The organism is Exiguobacterium sp. s140, assembly GCF_018617035.1.
Lineage (GTDB): Bacteria > Bacillota > Bacilli > Exiguobacteriales > Exiguobacteriaceae > Exiguobacterium > Exiguobacterium profundum.
This window is the reverse complement of sequence record NZ_JACSJK010000003.1, coordinates 347,115-365,228: the sequence shown is the minus strand read 5'-3', so window position 1 is coordinate 365,228 and position 18,114 is coordinate 347,115. Positions and strand designations below refer to the sequence as shown.

Annotated in this window: 21 protein-coding genes; 2 read left to right on the top strand and 19 right to left on the bottom strand. The window is 42.2% G+C overall.

Features of this window, described 5'->3' with window-relative positions; translation table 11 throughout:
* Nucleotides 1–5: 5 nt before the first annotated feature.
* The 11 genes from KNO61_RS12975 to KNO61_RS12925 form a co-directional block, all read right to left on the bottom strand.
* Nucleotides 6–293 (bottom strand): hypothetical protein, encoded by a 288-nt coding sequence (locus tag KNO61_RS12975; RefSeq protein WP_214873503.1) that lies wholly within the window; start codon nt 291–293, stop codon nt 6–8.
* Nucleotides 294–874: 581 nt separating this feature from the next.
* The gene (locus KNO61_RS12970) at nt 875–1,681 is read right to left on the bottom strand and encodes an ATP-grasp domain-containing protein (protein WP_214688124.1); all 807 of its coding nucleotides are present in this window, start codon (nt 1,679–1,681) and stop codon (nt 875–877) included.
* Between the two features lie 25 nt (nt 1,682–1,706).
* Entirely contained in the window at nt 1,707–1,910 is a 204-nt protein-coding gene (locus tag KNO61_RS12965; RefSeq protein ID WP_214688125.1) for a hypothetical protein, read from the bottom strand.
* Nucleotides 1,911–2,030: 120 nt separating this feature from the next.
* The gene (locus KNO61_RS12960) at nt 2,031–2,693 is read right to left on the bottom strand and encodes a PBECR4 domain-containing protein (protein ID WP_214688126.1); all 663 of its coding nucleotides are present in this window, start codon (nt 2,691–2,693) and stop codon (nt 2,031–2,033) included.
* 528 nt (nt 2,694–3,221) lie between these two features.
* Nucleotides 3,222–4,007, bottom strand: a complete 786-nt coding sequence (locus KNO61_RS12955) for a tRNA(His) guanylyltransferase Thg1 family protein (protein ID WP_214688127.1) — start codon at nt 4,005–4,007, stop codon at nt 3,222–3,224.
* A gap of 65 nt (nt 4,008–4,072) precedes the next feature.
* Nucleotides 4,073–4,408, bottom strand: a complete 336-nt coding sequence (locus KNO61_RS12950) for a hypothetical protein (RefSeq protein ID WP_214688128.1) — start codon at nt 4,406–4,408, stop codon at nt 4,073–4,075.
* A 101-nt stretch (nt 4,409–4,509) separates the two neighbouring features.
* The gene (locus KNO61_RS12945) at nt 4,510–5,478 is read right to left on the bottom strand and encodes a hypothetical protein (RefSeq protein ID WP_214688138.1); all 969 of its coding nucleotides are present in this window, start codon (nt 5,476–5,478) and stop codon (nt 4,510–4,512) included.
* A gap of 38 nt (nt 5,479–5,516) precedes the next feature.
* The gene (locus KNO61_RS12940; protein WP_214688140.1) at nt 5,517–6,269 is read right to left on the bottom strand and encodes a DUF4315 family protein; all 753 of its coding nucleotides are present in this window, start codon (nt 6,267–6,269) and stop codon (nt 5,517–5,519) included.
* Between the two features lie 26 nt (nt 6,270–6,295).
* A complete protein-coding gene (locus tag KNO61_RS12935; protein WP_214688142.1) occupies nt 6,296–7,222 on the bottom strand; it encodes a hypothetical protein in 927 nt (308 codons plus the stop codon).
* Between the two features lie 111 nt (nt 7,223–7,333).
* Nucleotides 7,334–8,887 carry a hypothetical protein gene (locus KNO61_RS12930; protein WP_214688144.1) on the bottom strand — a complete coding sequence of 518 codons (1,554 nt, stop codon included), beginning with the start codon at nt 8,885–8,887 and terminating at the stop codon, nt 7,334–7,336.
* 252 nt (nt 8,888–9,139) lie between these two features.
* Entirely contained in the window at nt 9,140–9,598 is a 459-nt protein-coding gene (locus tag KNO61_RS12925) for a hypothetical protein (RefSeq protein ID WP_214688147.1), read from the bottom strand.
* Nucleotides 9,599–9,845: 247 nt separating this feature from the next.
* Here KNO61_RS12925 and KNO61_RS12920 point away from each other — a divergent pair, with 247 nt between their 5' ends.
* A complete protein-coding gene (locus tag KNO61_RS12920; RefSeq protein WP_214688149.1) occupies nt 9,846–10,253 on the top strand; it encodes a hypothetical protein in 408 nt (135 codons plus the stop codon).
* On the opposite strand, the gene KNO61_RS12915 is transcribed toward KNO61_RS12920, so the two are convergent.
* The 3 genes from KNO61_RS12915 to KNO61_RS12905 form a co-directional block, all read right to left on the bottom strand.
* A complete protein-coding gene (locus tag KNO61_RS12915) occupies nt 10,250–10,828 on the bottom strand; it encodes an HD-GYP domain-containing protein (protein WP_214688151.1) in 579 nt (192 codons plus the stop codon). The two genes, KNO61_RS12920 and KNO61_RS12915, sit on opposite strands and share 4 nt — an antisense overlap.
* A 249-nt stretch (nt 10,829–11,077) precedes the next feature.
* Nucleotides 11,078–12,994, bottom strand: coding sequence for an ATP-dependent metallopeptidase FtsH/Yme1/Tma family protein (locus KNO61_RS12910; protein ID WP_214688152.1), 1,917 nt, complete (start codon nt 12,992–12,994; stop codon nt 11,078–11,080).
* 316 nt (nt 12,995–13,310) lie between these two features.
* On the bottom strand, nt 13,311–13,595 hold the full coding sequence (locus tag KNO61_RS12905) for a hypothetical protein (protein ID WP_214688153.1): 285 nt from the start codon (nt 13,593–13,595) through the stop codon (nt 13,311–13,313).
* Nucleotides 13,596–13,838: 243 nt separating this feature from the next.
* On the opposite strand from KNO61_RS12905, the gene KNO61_RS12900 reads away from it, so the two are divergent.
* The gene (locus KNO61_RS12900; RefSeq protein WP_214688154.1) at nt 13,839–14,831 is read left to right on the top strand and encodes a tyrosine-type recombinase/integrase; all 993 of its coding nucleotides are present in this window, start codon (nt 13,839–13,841) and stop codon (nt 14,829–14,831) included.
* 54 nt (nt 14,832–14,885) lie between these two features.
* Here the strand turns inward: KNO61_RS12900 and KNO61_RS12895 are convergent, their stop codons facing one another.
* The 5 genes from KNO61_RS12895 to KNO61_RS12875 form a co-directional block, all read right to left on the bottom strand.
* Nucleotides 14,886–15,122, bottom strand: a complete 237-nt coding sequence (locus KNO61_RS12895; RefSeq protein ID WP_214688155.1) for a hypothetical protein — start codon at nt 15,120–15,122, stop codon at nt 14,886–14,888.
* Between the two features lie 81 nt (nt 15,123–15,203).
* Entirely contained in the window at nt 15,204–15,794 is a 591-nt protein-coding gene (locus tag KNO61_RS12890; protein WP_214688156.1) for a hypothetical protein, read from the bottom strand.
* An 83-nt stretch (nt 15,795–15,877) separates the two neighbouring features.
* Nucleotides 15,878–16,615, bottom strand: a complete 738-nt coding sequence (locus KNO61_RS12885) for a hypothetical protein (protein WP_214688157.1) — start codon at nt 16,613–16,615, stop codon at nt 15,878–15,880.
* A 121-nt stretch (nt 16,616–16,736) separates the two neighbouring features.
* On the bottom strand, nt 16,737–17,411 hold the full coding sequence (locus KNO61_RS12880) for a hypothetical protein (protein ID WP_214688160.1): 675 nt from the start codon (nt 17,409–17,411) through the stop codon (nt 16,737–16,739).
* 135 nt (nt 17,412–17,546) lie between these two features.
* A complete protein-coding gene (locus tag KNO61_RS12875) occupies nt 17,547–18,065 on the bottom strand; it encodes a hypothetical protein (RefSeq protein ID WP_214688162.1) in 519 nt (172 codons plus the stop codon).
* Between the last annotated feature and the right edge of the window lie 49 nt (nt 18,066–18,114).

Genomic DNA, 18,114 nt, shown 5'->3' with positions numbered 1-18,114 from the left:
TTTTCTTATAGTTCCGTTCGTTCGAGTTTCAGGTCAAAGGTGAATCCTTGACCGGATAACATCAATTCCTCTTCCTGACCATTCTCCATCATGATAACGAAGTCCCATTCCCATCCGTTCGTCTCGAAGTTCGTCTCCCGATACCCACGTTCAGCTAAGTACTGTTTCAATTGATATGGGCTGATTCCTGTACCACCCAATTCTAGCTCGTACATCTCCTTGTTTTTTAAGAAAGCATCCACGAGTTCGACCATTTTCTTTTGATTCTCTTTTTTCAAAGCCTGATTTGACATAAAACCCACTCCTTTTTACGACTTTTTGTCTCTATTTTCATCATTTTAATGTAACAAATGCTCTCAATACGTTACATCAATAGAGTATCACTGTATTCATTAAAAGTCTAAAAAACGTTGCTCTACCAACGTTTAAGTCGATTTATAACCATTCTATTAAAAATGAACTCATGTAACAAAATTACTACAATTGATACATTAGAATCACGATTTAACCCCTCCATCTGTTGCATCGAGACGGGTAGGTGGTCGATTATTCGTTTTTCGATGCATCTGAGGGCGCAAAATATAATTACCTTATAGTCACTTATTTTTTATATAAATATTCAAGAATTAAATTCTTGGATTTATGCCATAATATTTCACTGTATAGGTTTTGTTGCCATATCTCGACATATTATGCGGTGTGATTGAAAGGCGAATTTGGAGGAAAAAGAGGAAGAAGCAAATCGAACAGGAATAGGTGTTAGAGGGGTGAAAAATAGGAGAAAGAAGGAATCCTAAAGATGATTGACAAGAGAAAACAAAAAGACCCATCTTGGGGTCTTTTCTTGCCATCCGATTGATGATTTGGCATGGAATCAAACAGTCATCCGCTCGACAGTCCGGATGATATCCCGAGGAGCACAACGATATAGACCGGCAGTGTTGAAACAATTGTACTCAACTATCTTCATGCCTTCATTCGTCTCTGCGATATCAATCACGAACGCCTGAGCAATTTGAAACTTGTCCACCATCGCTTGGGCGTGACGAGCAACCTCTACTGGAGGTACGTGTGTGATATCGAGCTTTCCTGCTACCCGATAACTTGAACCGGTCACGACTTTCCCATCGACCACAAAGAAGCGATATTCAGCCTCGATATCCTTCAATGGTGCCATCATCAGCGTTTGTCCTCTGTAATTACTTCCCGTGTGATTTTCTCTATCTTGCCACTCTTGAAAATCACTCCGTGAGACGACCATCCCACCGAACAATTTCGTTCCACCAGTCGGTCGGATGAAGAACGTCTCCCATTCCGGATTCAAGTCCTGGAGCTCTCCGACGAGGAACTCGGGGTTCAGCAGTTCATCCCCTACCCGCTCACGGATGTACGACATCTCGAATCGCTCGTTCATGAATGACCCGGGATGAACGTTCATGCGCCGCAACGTGGCATCAAATCGTTTCGAACCGTATCCAATTACACATCCGCTCTCAATGAATGCATTGAATATTTCTTCTCCATCGTCAAGTGGAACACGGGATTTCTTGTCTAATACAGTTATGGAGTCATCCTTATTGAGCCGTACAAACAAGAAATCACGTCCTTCAGACTCAAGCCCTTCCATCATCGTTTCGACGCTTGCATTATGGTTCAAGAACTCCTGAATAAGCCATTTCATCAATATCCCTACTCTCTAATCTGTATTAGCCAACCATGCGCATATCAGCCGTAGTTTCGACCTTTAGCGAGAAAAATCCTTTTCCTTCGACCCTATGTAGTGAGGGGAGTTCTGACTTCATCTCCTGATAGAGTTGTTCCCACAAGGATTTGTTCGTGCAATAAAAACGCCCTGTCATCCGCAGTTCCGCCTTAAATTCATTCATTATCTTTTCATGTTTTCTCATCATATGTGATTCCTCCTAGAATGTCGCACATATTCGTGCCGCCTTCGTTTTGATAGTTCATGTCCATGTTATACCGGTGAAAGACGCCTTATTCAGCAAGAATGAAAATAAAAAAACGTGTTCTCAATGAGAGACACGCTTTGCTGACGACTTATCATATGGATATGTTTGATGTTTTTCATACTTGATAAACGCCTCATCCTTCGAATGAATGGTCACTTTTCCGGTCTCTTGCTCGACGGAATACACACAATGAACCTGACAGCCTTTTGAGAAATTGGCTTTCGTTTTTAGGGACAAGAGAGACATCGGGACATATCGGTACTCTCTACCTGGATTTTGGAACCCCAATGCGAAGACCTGTCGTCTCGTGCGAATCGCCTTGGGAAATTCAACTCTATCCAATCGAATGGATTTCTCGATGACCCTGATTTTACTACAGTCCTTCAGACACTTCAGTTCCGGAAGAACCGAAAGCTTTAAATCAGTCTCCGCACTTGTTTTCTCAAGCCATTTAGCAGACATGTTTTTCTTTTTTAGCGAGTCATAAAACCGCTTGGCGTTGTACCTTCCCTTCCCGTTTGGACGGTATTCGACCCCGCACAGGTGCATGTAATTATTACCCCTAGCTTTGATGACGAGTTCTTCGTATTGACTTGATTCATTGACATAGACATAATGGAGTTCAATGTTCACGATTTCTTGATAGGCGGCAAAGCCTTTGTTGATGGCTTCCATTGCTTCTTGATTGCTGTGGTTTTTACGATTCGAGCTGTACTGTGTCATCCGCATTCTCCTGTGCTCATTAGTGTATACAGAAAAGACGAAGACAGTTAAGAACTTCTCAACCATCTCCGTCAGTTTTTGGGTTTTTATGTTGCCTGCCAACGACCTAGCACCAAAATCACTCTAGGAAGAATTTCAGGTTGTTTAGTTGCCCGCCCAACCACGTCCTCTTCAATTGTTACATCAAAGATAGGCAAGTCTAGATACTGTGCGCAAAGGACGTTTTTATGAGCTATCATGCGGGTTTTTATGTTGCCTGCCAACGACCCGGCACCCGTAGTCCGGGATGAGTTTCAGGTTAATTATCAGGTGCCCAATCACCTTGTGACTTAACTAAGTCTAAATGAAATCATATCAGATAACACAACCCGAGTCAACTAAAATTATACAAATTGGCTTTTGTATAAGTTAAGACTCTTACAATTATAGTATTTCCCATCATGTGAACTTATTACACCTTCAAACACGTATTTTATCTGAACAGAAAGAGGCTCACGTAAGTGAACCTCTCATACAATGCGCCTCTCATTAGTCTAAACTCGCCGTTTCTCTTTCAGCGTGCTCCAAATAAACGAATTGTTCGATATAGTTGGTATCCTCACTGAATACAGGGATATTGTTATCGACTGCCCAACGGTTTCTGATGACCTCCATCTTCCCGATTCGCTCATTCTCAATCGTGTCCGGATAGGATTCTTTCTTGATGACAGCTCCCCGTTGGTAATGCATCGGCAATGCCGAATAGGAGACACCTTTCTCATTCAAGAGTCTTTCTTGCATCTCTTTCCCATTCAATCCTTGCAGGGATGAGTGCGAGAAATGTTGTTGCGCCAACATCGAGACGCTGTTCTTCATCGCATCACGTTCTCTCCAAAGGAAGTAGTTATTCACATCTTCTTTCGGGACGACATAGGCACGTGCATCGAATGTTGCCAACTCCTTGTCGGGATAGACCTTTCGCATCTCTTCATTGAATTTAGCCGTAGCCAATGACGCACTGACCGACACCAACTTCTGCAGGTTGTTGGCAAACCAACTCTGCGTCCCGACCTTGTCATAATTCGTGACGAGAATGCTGATTTCGTCTGACTGGTGATACGCAAGCTTTGCGCCACCGATATGCTTCACCAGGTACTTGCACGTCTCCCAAAAAGCATGGATGAGCTTATCATCGAACGGCTTCTCCAACCCTTTCGTGTACGTATGAAAATGCGAACCATCAATCCGGATGATGACCGGCATCCGCTCCGGAAGGTGATGACGAAAGGCGTTCTCGTAACCCTTCATTCGATTTCCAAACAAATCCTTCTTCATATGACCATCTCCTATTTCCTGTTCAATTGTTAAAAAAGAGAGGCGAATCTTCGCCTCTCACAACATCAGCCTTCAGACGGACTGACAGGCATCTCCGTATCGAATGCGGCGTAGATAGACTGCCAGAAATAGACTTGTTCTTCATCTTCGTCTTCGTTCCATTCTGGCTCCGCAACCCAAACCGTTCCTTCTATGTCGAGGAACAGGGCAGTATCAATCCGATAGTTCGCACTGTCTCGGTATGGCAACTCGATGCCATACGCCCCTGTGTCTGCATTGAATTCGATTTTGCACTCGTGACCATATTCTTGCTCATCCGAAAGCAATCGCACCTTCTTCTCAAATTCATCTGCGCTCAATCCAGTAATTGCTGTCTTCTCGTGCAACCATGTGTCCAACATAAGACCGCCCCTTTTTCATCATTATTCACGGAATCCCTGATTCATGTGATACTCTATCCTATGCGATAGGATTGCCAAGATAACAACAGGCGCATCATTCATTAAAGTGATATGCCTTTTTGGTTTAACTCCTGTCTTGCAACAGAAAGGTCTGTTTTGACGTCATTTATGAATCGTTGTCGTTCTTTCTCATCTAATGACTTTTTCCAAGCATCAAGATATGCCTCAGCTTCTTCTCGCAGTTCTGCCGGCACGTCCTCATTCTCATGAATTTGCGTAAGAACCGTCACAAAGTGCGGCGGGGGTGGAGTTTCTACTTCTCCATCCATCGTTAGCGTGTCGTCTTGGCTAGAAGCGTCGAAACATTCCTTACACACTTTTTGCTTGAGAATCGAAGCGGTCAAACTTGGTATGCTGTCCGTCAGGGAATTTCGCAATTCATTTTGAGCTTCAATGAACGCTTGCTCCACCTTTTGAAATTTGCTTTCAACCTCATAAAGCTCTTGAAGCATGAGCCTTGACCGATTTGGTCCTTGAAGCTTCGTTTGATATTCACGATATAACAAATGAGCATCCTGAACTTCTTTCAATTTTTCTTTCAAATACAAGACGCTATCCGGCTTCACGAAGCGCCCGAAGACTTGATATTCCTTCGGTGTGACGAAAGTCAAAACTTCTGCCATCTCTTCAATATTTTTTTGGTAATCTCGGGTCTCCCTACATGTACCGTTTACAATCAGAAGATGGATAAATCCAACTATGATAACGGTGAGAGGAACACTATCGAATTGCATGAATACGGTGTACAACACGACGGCGGATGGGAGTAGAATGCTATGCACTGTTAAAGCAAAAAACGGTTGCAACAAATCCAATCTAGACGTATTGGCATTTGTAAATCGCTTCACGTCATCGTAGGACAATTCGAATCCCTGCCATGTCCGATATTTTTTCAGTGAGTACGTCATCGAGTACATGACTACGGTATTCATTAGAGTCATGAGAAACCCACAAATGGCAACCTTTATGGCAACCTCATTCATTATCGTATTCGGCACCCATTCAAGCATTTATTTTCCCCCTTCAACATCATATTTCTTTATTCTTATTAAGCACATACTCTGCAAGTACACTTATTGCTTCGCTTGAAGATGTGTGCCAATTCCTCTGGCATCTTGTCGGTGAATGATGATTTCAACTTGCGTCGGTAGAATTTTAAAGATTTCTCCGACTCTAAAAGTTTTTTCTCAGCCTTCACTAGCTTTTTGGTCAATTCTTCAATTTTCTCACAGTCTTTTTCGATATCCATGTCCATAAGGATATTCTTGACTTTTTCGACTTTTTGCTTCTTTTTGAGAAATCGACTTGAAGCTTTTTCGTATAAATCAATGCGAATGTCTATCGTCTTGATTCTTTTTACTTTTATGAATCGACCGAAATGTTGATAATCCTCGGGTGTGATAAGTGTGATTTCTTTGGCTTGTTGTTCAACCCAATTTCGGTGACCATTGCTCACCAAATAAACGATAATGATGGTAATTAAATTTGAAAAGAAATGCATACAAACCGAAAAATTCTCAATCCCCATCGATTCTTGCACCGATAGCCCCACAACCGAAGAGAAGATGAATGGAAGTAGAGGAATCATCAAGAATGCGGCTACTTCTTCATGAACCTCACCTCCTACATCCGAGAGTGCCGAGACTTCAACATAATTGAGAGAAAAACCTTGTTCTGTCACATATTTTTTTACATAAGTAGGGATGAGAAATACAAAGAAGGCACAGTAAGATATGAATAGTCCCCCGAAAACTACGCCATAAAAGTATTCATCCAACGTCTCCCCTAATAGTCCTAGCATATAACCTCTCCCTTTCCACTCATGATTTATTTAATCAGTTTCTTGGCAAGCTCCAACTCGACACGCACATCGTTCAAGCGCTCGTCCTCCTGGCGCTTCAAATCCTCGCTCATCACATTATCGAGTGTCTCTTTCGCTTCTTCTCGCATCTCTTGCGGTAACGTCGTGTCTTCGGCGATGTTCTGCAAGACACGGATGTGATGAGGCACGACGGTTTTTGGAATAAGTTGCTCACCATTCTGTTTTCTAGACAAGATATGTGCGAAACGTTCCGGCATCTCATCGGATAATTCCAATTCGACTTCTTTATTCGCCATAATGACGTCATGGGTTCTGCTGATAATTTGCTCCTTTAAGAACTTAATTTTCTGTTTCTCTTTCTGGGCACTATCTAAATCACCCAAATCATATTCCTTTTGAAGGCGAAGCTCACTCATTTCAAGCTTGTCATGCAGTTTCTTCAACTTGTGCTGAGCGGTATCTAGTTCTGAAAGAGCATATTCGTAATCTAAGGGACTCGGTATATACTTGATAGGACTTCCATTGTCCGTGCATACCGTCAAGCGGATATTGGACACCTTACGAGTCTCTCTTTCTATATTTTTCTTTACCTGCTTATAGTCTGTTACATATACCCATAGCATCACCCCGAACGAATACAGAGTGCTGAGATACCCAATATTAAAGAGACCGTCGAGTAACACCACGACGGCATACCCTAATAGAAAAACAGGAATGAGTAGGAAGGTGAGTGCAAATTCACTAGTGAATAAATTGTCACGAACATCGCTTCGTCCGATTGCTAGTTTTTTGAAGTATTCATCCAATGTGATGGCGTATCCATCCTTCGTCAAGACCTCCTTCTTCCCATGCGATTTGATGACCCGTTCGATTAGCGGAAATAACGCCAACCACAACGCTAAAGAAATTAACAATTCTATATACCAATTCAATGCAATCGCCTCCATTTGTGTATACTGAAACTTCAGACAAATTTGTATTTTAATCATACCACGTTTTTGACTATTGTCAAATTATTAGGCAAAAAAAAAGAATAGGAAATCCTATTCTTTGATTCGTTCATATATTGTCTCAACGACCCTTTCCGGATTGGTCGAGCCTTGTAGGTAAACCAGTTTGATGGAATGCTTGGCGACTTCTCTCATCAATTTCTCATAGAAACCATGATTGAAATAGTCCGCATTGATACAGACAATATCAAAGCTTGCGATGAATGAGAGTTTTCGGTTTATATCATCCACATCGATGAAGCGGGAGTTCGGGAACTCTTCCTTCATTTTTTGTATCCAGTTCGGGTGTCCCCCAAAGAACACGACACGGTCGTCCCGAATTTGTTCACGTTTTTCTACAATCGGCACCTCTTTGTATCTAGATGTCTGCTCATTCTGATACAGCATCGTTCGAATACCGGCGACCTCTTTTTGAAGAGGTTTCAGTTCACTGAGTTGAGCTTCGAGCACCTTGTTCTGACGGGTCAATTCTTTGACCTGTTCTTCTGCGGCAATCAACTTCTGTTTTAACAACTCTTCTCGTTTATGAAGTTTCTCTTCTAAACGTTTCAACTCAGACTCTTTGTGCTGTATCGCTCGCTGTTTGTCCAGGACTACAACAAACTTTTCTTCCTCTGAAGTATCCAGTAACTCATACTTCAAGTGATTGTACATTTGAGCCAATTGCCTAATATAGTAGATAGCCGGAAATGCCTGATTGAAGTTGAGACCACAGTCCGGGTATTCATCCACCATTCGGGTGAATTCGACAAGAACATTCCGCATCTCTACTTCGCTCACAGGTTTCATCTGAAGCTCAATCGGGTCAATCCCTACGGCTTCAAGCACGTCTCCATAGAAAATCATATTGTGCACCCGTAATTTGACCTGCTCGGAAAAGTCACTGGTCGCATCCGGGTTCTTACTTAGAGCTTCTTCGACTGTTTTTCGTTCTTGAGCGTACATTTCCCAAATAGATGTTCCTGGTTTAAATGAATCAAGATAATGTTGTTCCTTTAGGATTTCGACCTTTTCTTGAACGAAATTTTCGTTTTCGTTCCACATTCGCACTCGTTCATCCGGCGTGTTCGGTGTATCGTTCATCCCTATCATCGCTAACGCTGTATCCATATCAATCCCCATATTTGCCTTCTTTTTAAAACAAATGAACATGGCGACATACATGGAGTGGATATAGATATGCGCATTCATCATATCTGCCTTCGTGCGGTTTCTGTATCGATTCTTATAGGTCTCCTCGTCAAATCCTTTATTTCTCTCGATGAAACGATAGAGGTCATTGAAGGCGAACTTGATGATAGACATCAACACATCATCTTTACCGGTTTCTTCACTCTCTTCAAATATTCCAATCACCATGCGTATGGATTTCTCTACCTCATAAGGATAGCAGTTAAGTAGTGGGTGGTCTTTATAGACACTCTTTTGATAACGAGAGAAATACGTCCATTTATGCTTGTTGTATTTATCCTGAATGTACTTTCGGCTCCGCACATCACTAGACAACGCCACAAAGAAATAGGGACGAATATCCAACCGAGCCCCATTGATGTTCAATATATAAGGTTCTGGGCTTCCTGTTGACATCAGAACACTCCCTTTCCATATTTTCTTTCTTTAAGGATACCCGACTTCTTGTCGAATGTGAATTTGTCCATAAAAAAAGACCCTTTATGGGGTCTTGTTCGTTATTTCGTCTTACGCTCTGCAAGACCTTTCGCAATCACTAATTTAGCCAATTCACTCATGTCAATCTACTCCTTCTATCAAAAGCAATGCTTTCCTGTTTTTATTCGTCTCATCTATGATAGTCATGATTCTCTAAAATATTCGTTTCACTTATGACTTACTTCGATAAAACACATAATACTCATCATTCTTTATGAACGGGACGAGATACGGGTACTTAGTGGGATTGTATCGCTTGTAAATCGATAGATATGATGTCGTTTCCTTTCCAACCATATCAATCTCACGCATATTGTTGTTTTTCACGAAGATGTCTTCGTCATTTGTCGAATAGGAGATACGCACTCCCTTGTCTTCACTTATGATTCTTGAAATCAAGTCCTCATCTTTTTGCTGAATGAAGACTTTCTTGACCTCCTCTTCAAGCCGATACTGATTCTGTTCCCCCCACTTTTCTACCAATCCCCCGATAGGGTTCACAAAAAGAAAGCCAAATACGACACTGTAGAACAATCGGTACTTGAACACTTTGAGCGGTTTCAAGGCGCCATATAGCATCACCCCGAAGATGAAAGCAATCGATACGACCCCGATGAATGTTAATGTCAAATCCTCTCCCTCCCTTATTTCCTTTTTTGAACAATATTATCTTATTATTTACGTGAGGGAGTTAAAACAATTATACTGATACTAGAAAAATTGGAAATAGGAAAAAGGGGGAGTATCCGTGCCCAGTGTTTATGGGTTCGAGTTCAGAGAGTTGTCCATGTGTTCAAAGAATATTGGAGAGCGCCTCTTATCAGCCACCATATATTTCGACGGAGAGCCCGTGGGATTTGTTCATGAGGGAATAGATATGAAGCCACCGCACTTCACGATTCCCAGTAGACTTGAAAGCGAATGGCACGATGCCCTTCGAGGTTTCTATGAAATGAAGATTCGAACGCTTTCGGGACAAGCATACTCCCTTCAGAATGTTGAATGTGAGTTGTTCTATTATTTGATTTCCGCCATGGAATGGGAACAGTATTTCATTCAAGAATCAAGGGACACGGACATTACGTTGATTATTTATGAAGAAATCGATGAATCGCTTCATTGTCGAACAGGCGGATATCGAACGAAGGTCTTACGGCACATCGAGACAACCTCCCCCATCTCCACTAGAATACATAACGTTCAAGAATCGACGTCTTCACCTGGTTGGATAGAGACCCACTTCATGACGCTTTCGGATTTCCACATCAAAAAAGAGACCATTTAAGGTCTCTTTCGTTTTTTCTCCTCGATAAAATCAAAGAAACTGTCTAGATAAATGCTGTTGTAACGAAGACCTCGGTAGCGAGACATCTCTTCAAAAATCTCTTCTTCTGTCCAAGCAACTTTGTAGCTTCTTACGCTCTGTAGTGCGTCGTACACATCGACAATCGTCAAAATTTGGGCAAAGGGATGGATTTGATGTCCCAACAACCGGCTTGGATAACCACTCCCGTCCAGATGTTCATGGTGCTGTTCTTTCATCGCACGGACGATAGGGTTGATTCCCTCCAGATTTCCCAACACAGGATGTCTCTTCACCAATGTGAACTCATCATCAGTCAATGGTCTTTCCGCATATAGCGTATCTGCAGGCACGTAAAACTTACCGATATCGTGAAACAGCGCCCCTTGCTTTAAAATATCGATGTCCTCATCGTTTAACTCTAAATAAGAGCCGAAGTCTCCAATCAATTGAACACAACGTAGCGTGTGTTGGATGGTTTCATGATGCTCCACTCGATGAGCATGAAACAAAGCATCCATAATTGAGTTGGAGACCACATGAAGTTGGTCGTTCATGATTGCTCACCTCGTTTATAGTTGATGCCTTATGTTATGCATGGAGCGGATAATGATTCATAGCTCATACCGCCTTCAAAACTCACCCTTTATCAATCCCATACAATTTTAATGACTATTCTGTCCTCGTCAATAATGTTGCTTTAATAAATTGTTTAGAGTTTAAACTACTATCGCCGCTCGAATCCCACCACAAGAAAGAAAAAGGTGTGCAAGAATCCTGCACACCCTTCGCCTTAGTCTCATTACTTAGGAAATTGCCCCTAAATCTACCAATTCACGAGACAGCTCATCCGGTAGCTCTAAATCATTTGAGGAAGCTTTAGAAGCTTTCATCAACTCATCCAGTTCGTCTTCTGAAATTGTCTCACGTTCCAGTAATGCCTCTGCAACGCAGACAACTGTATTCCAGTGACCTCTCATCAAATGCTCTGTTTCTCGGTATAATCGGGTAGACAATAGAAGTGCCTCTTTCATAAGGATATCCTTATCCACTCCTAACTCCTCTAGGTTGACCATCCCTACCCCTTGCGTCATACCGTAAGCTGAAATCATTTGTTTAATCTTAGCCGTTGCCTGTTCGATGTCCGCACTTGCACCAGTCGTCACACGTTTTTGGTCTCCATATAGCAAGAGTTCGGCTACCCGTCCTGCGTATAATACCTTGACTTCGTTCTCCAACTCTTGAATCGTATGAAGACCCATCTTGTTCGGAGAGAAGAATGTGACCCCACCCGCTCCCGTCGTGGAAGGGAGAATTGTTACTCGACTAACGGAATTTCCTGTCTCAAGCAATTTCCCAAGGACTGCATGTCCTGCCTCGTGATAAGCAACCAGATTCAAGACATCCTTACTACGATTCTTTTGTGCATCCTTCTTGAAATGCCCCTTCAAGACTTTCCGGTCAAACGCTTCGTTCAACGAAGCCATATCGACCTTGTCTTTTCCATTGTCAACAGCGATGATGGTTGCAGAGTTGATGATACTCTCGATATCTGCCCCACTGAATCCAATCCATTGTTTTGACAACGCCTTGAAATCAACATCTTCAGCGAAGGTTTTGTTTTTAGTATGGACATGGATGATTTCTAATCGCTCCTCTGGTGTCTGAGGAACCGGAACCTTCACATGCATATCGAAACGTCCTGGACGAATCAACGCAGGGTCTAGAACATCAAGTCGGTTTGTCGTGGCGATGACCAAGACTCCATCTTCCTCGTCAAACCCATCCATCTGTGAAAGCAAAGCGTTCAGCGCCTTCGTATCTTCCGAATCTGTACGTGAGTTATTTCGCTTTCCTCCGATGGCATCGATTTCATCGATAAACAAGATACATGGAGCGTTGTCTCGTGCTTCCTCGAAAGCTTTTCGGATACGGCGTGCCCCCATCCCAACGTACAACTCAATGAAGTCACTACCATTTGTCGAATAGAAAGGTACTCCCGCTTCTCCTGCAATGGCTTTAGCCATCAACGTCTTACCTGTCCCAGGGTCTCCATAAAGAATCATCCCTTTCGGCATACGTGCACCACTATCAAGGTATTTGTCCGGTTCTTTCAAGAATGAGACTAGATTTCGAACAGAATCTTTCACTTCTGCATATCCCGCCACGTCCTCGAACGTCACATCCGGTGTTTCAATATCATCTCCTACTTTTTTCGCCGTATTCTTCCCTTTCATACCACGCATTTGTAGATAGATAGCGAGAATGAAGATAAATGGGAATGCAATCGTCATGAAGGTTGACATGGTCAACGAATGTTTGAATGAAACATCTACACCTTGTTCCAACATTTCTTTTGTGAATGTATCGTAATCAGGATAGGTCGTCTCGTGATAATCACCCTTTGTGGTTTTGTAGACGACAATACCCTTCCCTTTATTGATGCTTGCCTTTTCAACCTTTTCTTCCTTTACTTGAGCCATAAACTCGTTATAGGTAATCTCATCCGGCTTGTTCTCCATTTTATAGAGTTCGTTCCCGAAAATAAGCAACACCGGCAACATGAACCCAATGATTTGAATCCAACGTCCCTTTGATGACTTTTTACTTTTGCCTCTGACGCCTGTAGGCTTCTTTTTCTTGAAGCGACCGATTAGCCCCTTCAACTTCCCTGTTTTTTTTCCATTCTTATTCGTATCTTTTTGACCATTCTTTTTTCGCATATCTGTTCAAACCCCTTTATCTTATCGACGTTGTTGTATAAAAGAAAGAAGCGGGGACCAGCCGCTTCTTAGGCTCCTTTTTAAATGGAGCGGGTATAGCAGGTTTCATGGACGTGTTATCGGGGAGATATCAAACATCCGTATTTTGACCAAAGTCATATCTTTCACCAACCGTGCTTGATATGATTTTGTCGTCCCTCGATTAACCAGGAGGAACTTTCTAACCTTAGTATAGTATCTATTTTGACTATAGTCAAATAAAAATATAATGTTTTTGAAAAAAATCGAAAAAAATAAGAGGAGCGAAAGCTCCCCCTTAATCCCGGACTATAATCTCGTAAGAACCTCTCACGATTTGCAAGAATCCATCGACGACCCGCTCACCTGAACCATCCCCGAACAAGACATCTATCAAGGATGTCCACTCCGACTCTGTCGGATTGAAAATCATATCTGCTCCCCCATACAAGAAACCAAATATGAGAAAGACAGCACCAAGAATTGCAAGAGGGGTAAGTTTATCTATCACAAATCCAAAAACGTTCTTCACGAGCCCTAGAATCACGGCAACGACGACACCTCCGACTATTAACATCTCCATCATCACTCACACCTTTCATCTACTATTGTTTATATCGAATCACGTCATATTATTTCGGGGTCATTCAAGAAAGGTTTGCCGCTTCGTCTTGGTGAAGTTCCTCTAAGTTGTCATCGAGTTGGCATTGCCCCTTCTTGATAATTCTATTATGTGCCAATACGGTTGATTTGTCAATTTAATTTGACAAAAGACTTCTGAAAAAACAAACTATTTGGTATAATTGAGCAAAGGATGGTGAACAGCATGGAAAAAGTGGAACGTCTGACCGTCACCCATCGCACTCGTACTCGGCTTCAATCACTGCCACCTGTCATCAGCGAATATGCATTCTGGTTGTCCGAAACCAAAAAGCCGCAAACTGTCCTGGAATATATTAAGGACATTGGCTTGTTCGTTGACTATTTAGAAGAGAAACGTAAAGAAACAGGCGATTCATCCATTGTCTTTGAAGAATTGTCCTCTCAAGATGTAGAAGATTTCTTATTTTCTTTTCTTTCTGAGCACGAAAAGGTATACCAACGGCTAAATGGGAAAGAAGTCCATCAACGATTCAAAAACTCCGAGAAGAGTCAGCGTCGAAAGCTTTCTTCCATCCGTTCTTTTTCCCGATTCCTTTTCATCGAGAAGAAGTTAATAAAGACGGATATCACTTACGGCATCGAGATTGGGAAGACACCAGATAAAGAATTGCCGTTTCTAAGCAAATCCCTTCAAAGTGCTCTCCTTGATTCGATGGAAGTACACAGTGAAGATGAATTTCAGAAGGTTCGAAATCAATTTATGGCTCTTCTCTTTATAAAGAATGGTATAAAGACAGGGGAACTCTTGGCGTTAAACCTCAAAGACATCTCGATGGAAAACAGACAAGTACGCATCCTTAGGGAAGATGAAGACCCTATTTATCTGTCACTCCAATCGATTCCTGACGTCATCATCAGACGTTATCTTGAATTACGTGGTGAGCGGAAGATTTTGATGGGGTGGCACCACGACGCATTGTTCGTGTCGATGCGGAATAAGCGACTGAACCGCCGGACTATCCATTACATCTTTCAACGCTACGAGGGCTTCCTCCACCTAAAAACGCCATTGACTCCTCAATTGCTTCGAAATACATTTGTGAAGGAATCCGTGTCCAAAGGTGGAGTAGAGGATGAACTCTCCAAGCAACTAGGGATTCATGATAAATATTCGATGAGACGAACCTACCCCGTGCTAAAAGAGATGCGTAAATAAAAAAAAAGACGGTGCTTATACCGTCTTTTCTTGTTTCTCATATAGCTCTCCCATTTAGAACGGCAATAGAATGGAAACTGGCAGAATCGATAGGAGTTCCGTTCCAATCTCTTCAGCACGTTCCCCTTCCACTACAAGCTTCATCTTGCTAGGATTTTCATTGAAAGATAGTTCGATACTCGACACATCCTCAAAAAGTTCCGTCCGTTCTGACACCCATTGTTGAAGGTATAGCTCCGCCCCCAACTTATCAATCAAAGGATGAACATCTTTTGACACCTCAAATACCATCCGTACCACCTCTTTTTTCTTTTAGTATCTCACTAATTTTGAATATAGTCAAAATAAAAAGAGGAGCGAACCTCCTCTCCTCTAAATCATTTCCTTTCCATATTCAATTGTTGCTCTTCGAACTATATTTTGAACATTGCTGTTTGAACTTGTGAAAGCAATCGTCAGCCATCGGACTCCATGAATGTCTTCTTCCGAACCGATGAAGAAATCGTCCGTAAACATGAATGTTTCCTCGTTCTCCACAAATTTCAATAGAAGATGTTCCACCACTAGGTCAGGCTCTAAACGAGCATTCATGCCTCTAACGATGCAATACCGACAAGGAGCTTCCATGAATTCGAGTTCCTTCTCTCCAGTAAGCCCCTCCGACATGAGCGTGCTCACCCAACTACGCATCAACATCACGAGTACACTCTCCATTTTCTCCTTTGGGGGGAGCAGGTCTGAAAAGTAGTATATCAAGTTGTTTCGCTGTTCCATGCCCTGATAAACAAAATAGAACTTGGTGAGACGAATGATTTCCACATCATCTGAACCGTCTGCGATATGTCTTCTCATATCGTCAGTCAACTCTTCCTCATTCGAATACAGGCGTCCCCTATACTTGATTTCACCTTTCCCCCTTGCGATGAGTTTTATCTTTGTCTCTCCGACGTTCAACTCAGCCAAAGCCTTGTCATCCACACAGGTCATATACTCAATTGCATATTTTCCAGTCTCGTATCTCTCCGAAAAGTGTACAGGATACTTATTCAAAACGTATCACCGGCTCGCTTGTAATCTGAGAGAATCCATTCTTCTACCTTGTTGGATGTACTCTCAGTCGTCGCCTCCCATATCACATTGCACACCCCGTCCGAAATCTCACAATCGATATATTTCAATGAGTCGAAGATGCCGTCTTTTAAAAAAACTTTTCGAGCCAGTTCTTCTTTGAATGCTTCTTTGTTCGAATCATTCGACATCACCTCGTCGTTCAGCAAGATAGATACACCATGGATACACTTCAACGCTTCGATGAATCGAAGGTCATCTTCTGTGAGTCTGTCCTTCTGATAAAGTGGCAATGTTGCAAATGCATCTTTCATCATCTTGATAGATTGTATCTTGCACCAAAATGCTGAGCGTAGATAGTCCGGTCTCCAATGTTGAGATGAAGAAGAGTAATCACCTTCATTGTTGCAGAATACAGGAGATATCATCGGCTTCTGAACCCAGTTATAGATTCCGCCTAGCTCCTGACCGTTTTTTTCAGTCTCTCGAATCAGTTTGACTAGTTCTTTATCCTTTAAAATATCTACATGCTCCATATTCGTAGGATTGTGTATCGATGTGATTTGCCCATCCAAATAGACGTCCCAATAGATGGCGAATTTTCCGTACTCCAGATTGGCGATACATTCGTCATGCATACCAAGATGAAGTGCCGTATATTCAAAAGGCTTATACGTATTTTCTGTTCGACATTGTAGCTGTTCAATCAAATGCATGATTAATTCCTCCTTAGTGAAATGAGTGTCTTCTGACACACCATAGCTTGTCCTTTTTATATGGTATGCATCACATGGAAAAATAAAAAAGAGAGTGTCACCTCTCTTTTCACGACAACGTTTAGTCGCATAACCAACCAACGAATGAATCTTCAATCAATGCAATCGCTTCATCGTTCTTTGAGTAATACATGGCACCCACAAAGTAACCAATCATATTGCCTTCAAGAATTTCTTTCTCGATAAACACGACCTCAGACTCCAAATTTGCTTTTTTCAATGCTTTTTTGACAACATCAAAACCTTGATTCAAATTTCCGTGGAAAGTAGGCTTCAACCTGCCACCGATGAAGCGGAACCCCTCCAACTCTGATGCGTTCTGTAGGTCGCCTGAATCGCGCATCTGCTGTGCGATATGACTCACTAAATACTGTTTCATATGCAGTACGGATGGTAATCCATAGAACTCATCGCATACTTCATAGCTCTCGCCTCCATTAAAGAAAAGCTCGAACCAGTTGTTGTTGATGTATTCAATCTTTCCAATACGCATCAAGTTCTCGACTTTTTCCGTCAAATCTTTATCCGTCTGATAGGTTTCGCCATCATGCTCAAAGCGGCAATCCCCATTGACCGTAAAGTCCACTTCATAGTTTCCATATTTTAATCCTGCAAGAAACAATGCATTTTGAGACATGTACTGGACATCGAGCTTCCCGAATTCATACCAATCCGCAACCTCAAAGTTTTCATTGATTTCCTTGACCACAGCTTCTAATCCTTTAACATGTTGCATCATACGATTCCTCCTCTAAAGTAAATAGTAAGACTATACCAACAATGGTTAGTCTCTTATTCTATGTATAAATGGTGAAACTCATTCTTCAATGTCGTTGGAAAGTGAAACATATAAAAGCCGCCCGTGGGCGGCTTAGCTAGGTAATCTCTTGTATCGTAGGCTTTCTACTCTCGCTACCGTTGCTGAACTCCTTTTGTCAAGGTTGAGCATTAGTTCCCCAATGCTTTCCCCCTCTTCCAATGCATCCTCTAACATCTCGATGGTGATGTAGGGAGCATCCACTATGACGACTTCCTTGATTTCTATCAAATATGACCTTGACGGCTTTATGGACTGATTCAAGACCCAATTCTCTCCTGTCACCCAAGCGTCCGGCACCAATTGCTTTAAAAATAATTCAGGAGCTCTCACCACATTCTCCGGTGCAATCGTCTCCGCATCAAACTCATAGACCCGTATCAGAACGGGAAGACTCCCTTGAAGTTGATATCCTCCTTCTGGGAATCCGGTCAAACAATCTTCAATACTTCTGGCGACACAAATACGTGCTATATTTCTGTCTTCACCTGCTATACGACTTTGTTCATTCGGAATACGAGGGGTGAATTCTTCTACGATGCGAGATGTATCCATAGAGACATGGTAATACATCAAACATCTCCCCTTTCGTTTTTCGATTTTCATTATCCTATGTCCGGAG

Coding starts and splice junctions, on each gene's coding strand:
- KNO61_RS12975 (WP_214873503.1), bottom strand. CDS start 293: ATGTCAAATCAGGCTTTGAAAAAAGAGAATCAAAAGAAAATGGTCGAA.
- KNO61_RS12970 (WP_214688124.1), bottom strand. CDS start 1,681: ATGAAATGGCTTATTCAGGAGTTCTTGAACCATAATGCAAGCGTCGAA.
- KNO61_RS12965 (WP_214688125.1), bottom strand. CDS start 1,910: ATGATGAGAAAACATGAAAAGATAATGAATGAATTTAAGGCGGAACTG.
- KNO61_RS12960 (WP_214688126.1), bottom strand. CDS start 2,693: ATGACACAGTACAGCTCGAATCGTAAAAACCACAGCAATCAAGAAGCA.
- KNO61_RS12955 (WP_214688127.1), bottom strand. CDS start 4,007: ATGAAGAAGGATTTGTTTGGAAATCGAATGAAGGGTTACGAGAACGCC.
- KNO61_RS12950 (WP_214688128.1), bottom strand. CDS start 4,408: ATGTTGGACACATGGTTGCACGAGAAGACAGCAATTACTGGATTGAGC.
- KNO61_RS12945 (WP_214688138.1), bottom strand. CDS start 5,478: ATGCTTGAATGGGTGCCGAATACGATAATGAATGAGGTTGCCATAAAG.
- KNO61_RS12940 (WP_214688140.1), bottom strand. CDS start 6,269: ATGCTAGGACTATTAGGGGAGACGTTGGATGAATACTTTTATGGCGTA.
- KNO61_RS12930 (WP_214688144.1), bottom strand. CDS start 8,887: ATGTCAACAGGAAGCCCAGAACCTTATATATTGAACATCAATGGGGCT.
- KNO61_RS12920 (WP_214688149.1), top strand. CDS start 9,846: ATGAAGCCACCGCACTTCACGATTCCCAGTAGACTTGAAAGCGAATGG.
- KNO61_RS12915 (WP_214688151.1), bottom strand. CDS start 10,828: ATGAACGACCAACTTCATGTGGTCTCCAACTCAATTATGGATGCTTTG.
- KNO61_RS12910 (WP_214688152.1), bottom strand. CDS start 12,994: ATGCGAAAAAAGAATGGTCAAAAAGATACGAATAAGAATGGAAAAAAA.
- KNO61_RS12905 (WP_214688153.1), bottom strand. CDS start 13,595: ATGGAGATGTTAATAGTCGGAGGTGTCGTCGTTGCCGTGATTCTAGGG.
- KNO61_RS12900 (WP_214688154.1), top strand. CDS start 13,839: ATGGAAAAAGTGGAACGTCTGACCGTCACCCATCGCACTCGTACTCGG.
- KNO61_RS12895 (WP_214688155.1), bottom strand. CDS start 15,122: ATGGTATTTGAGGTGTCAAAAGATGTTCATCCTTTGATTGATAAGTTG.
- KNO61_RS12885 (WP_214688157.1), bottom strand. CDS start 16,615: ATGCATTTGATTGAACAGCTACAATGTCGAACAGAAAATACGTATAAG.
- KNO61_RS12880 (WP_214688160.1), bottom strand. CDS start 17,411: ATGCAACATGTTAAAGGATTAGAAGCTGTGGTCAAGGAAATCAATGAA.
- KNO61_RS12875 (WP_214688162.1), bottom strand. CDS start 18,065: ATGTATTACCATGTCTCTATGGATACATCTCGCATCGTAGAAGAATTC.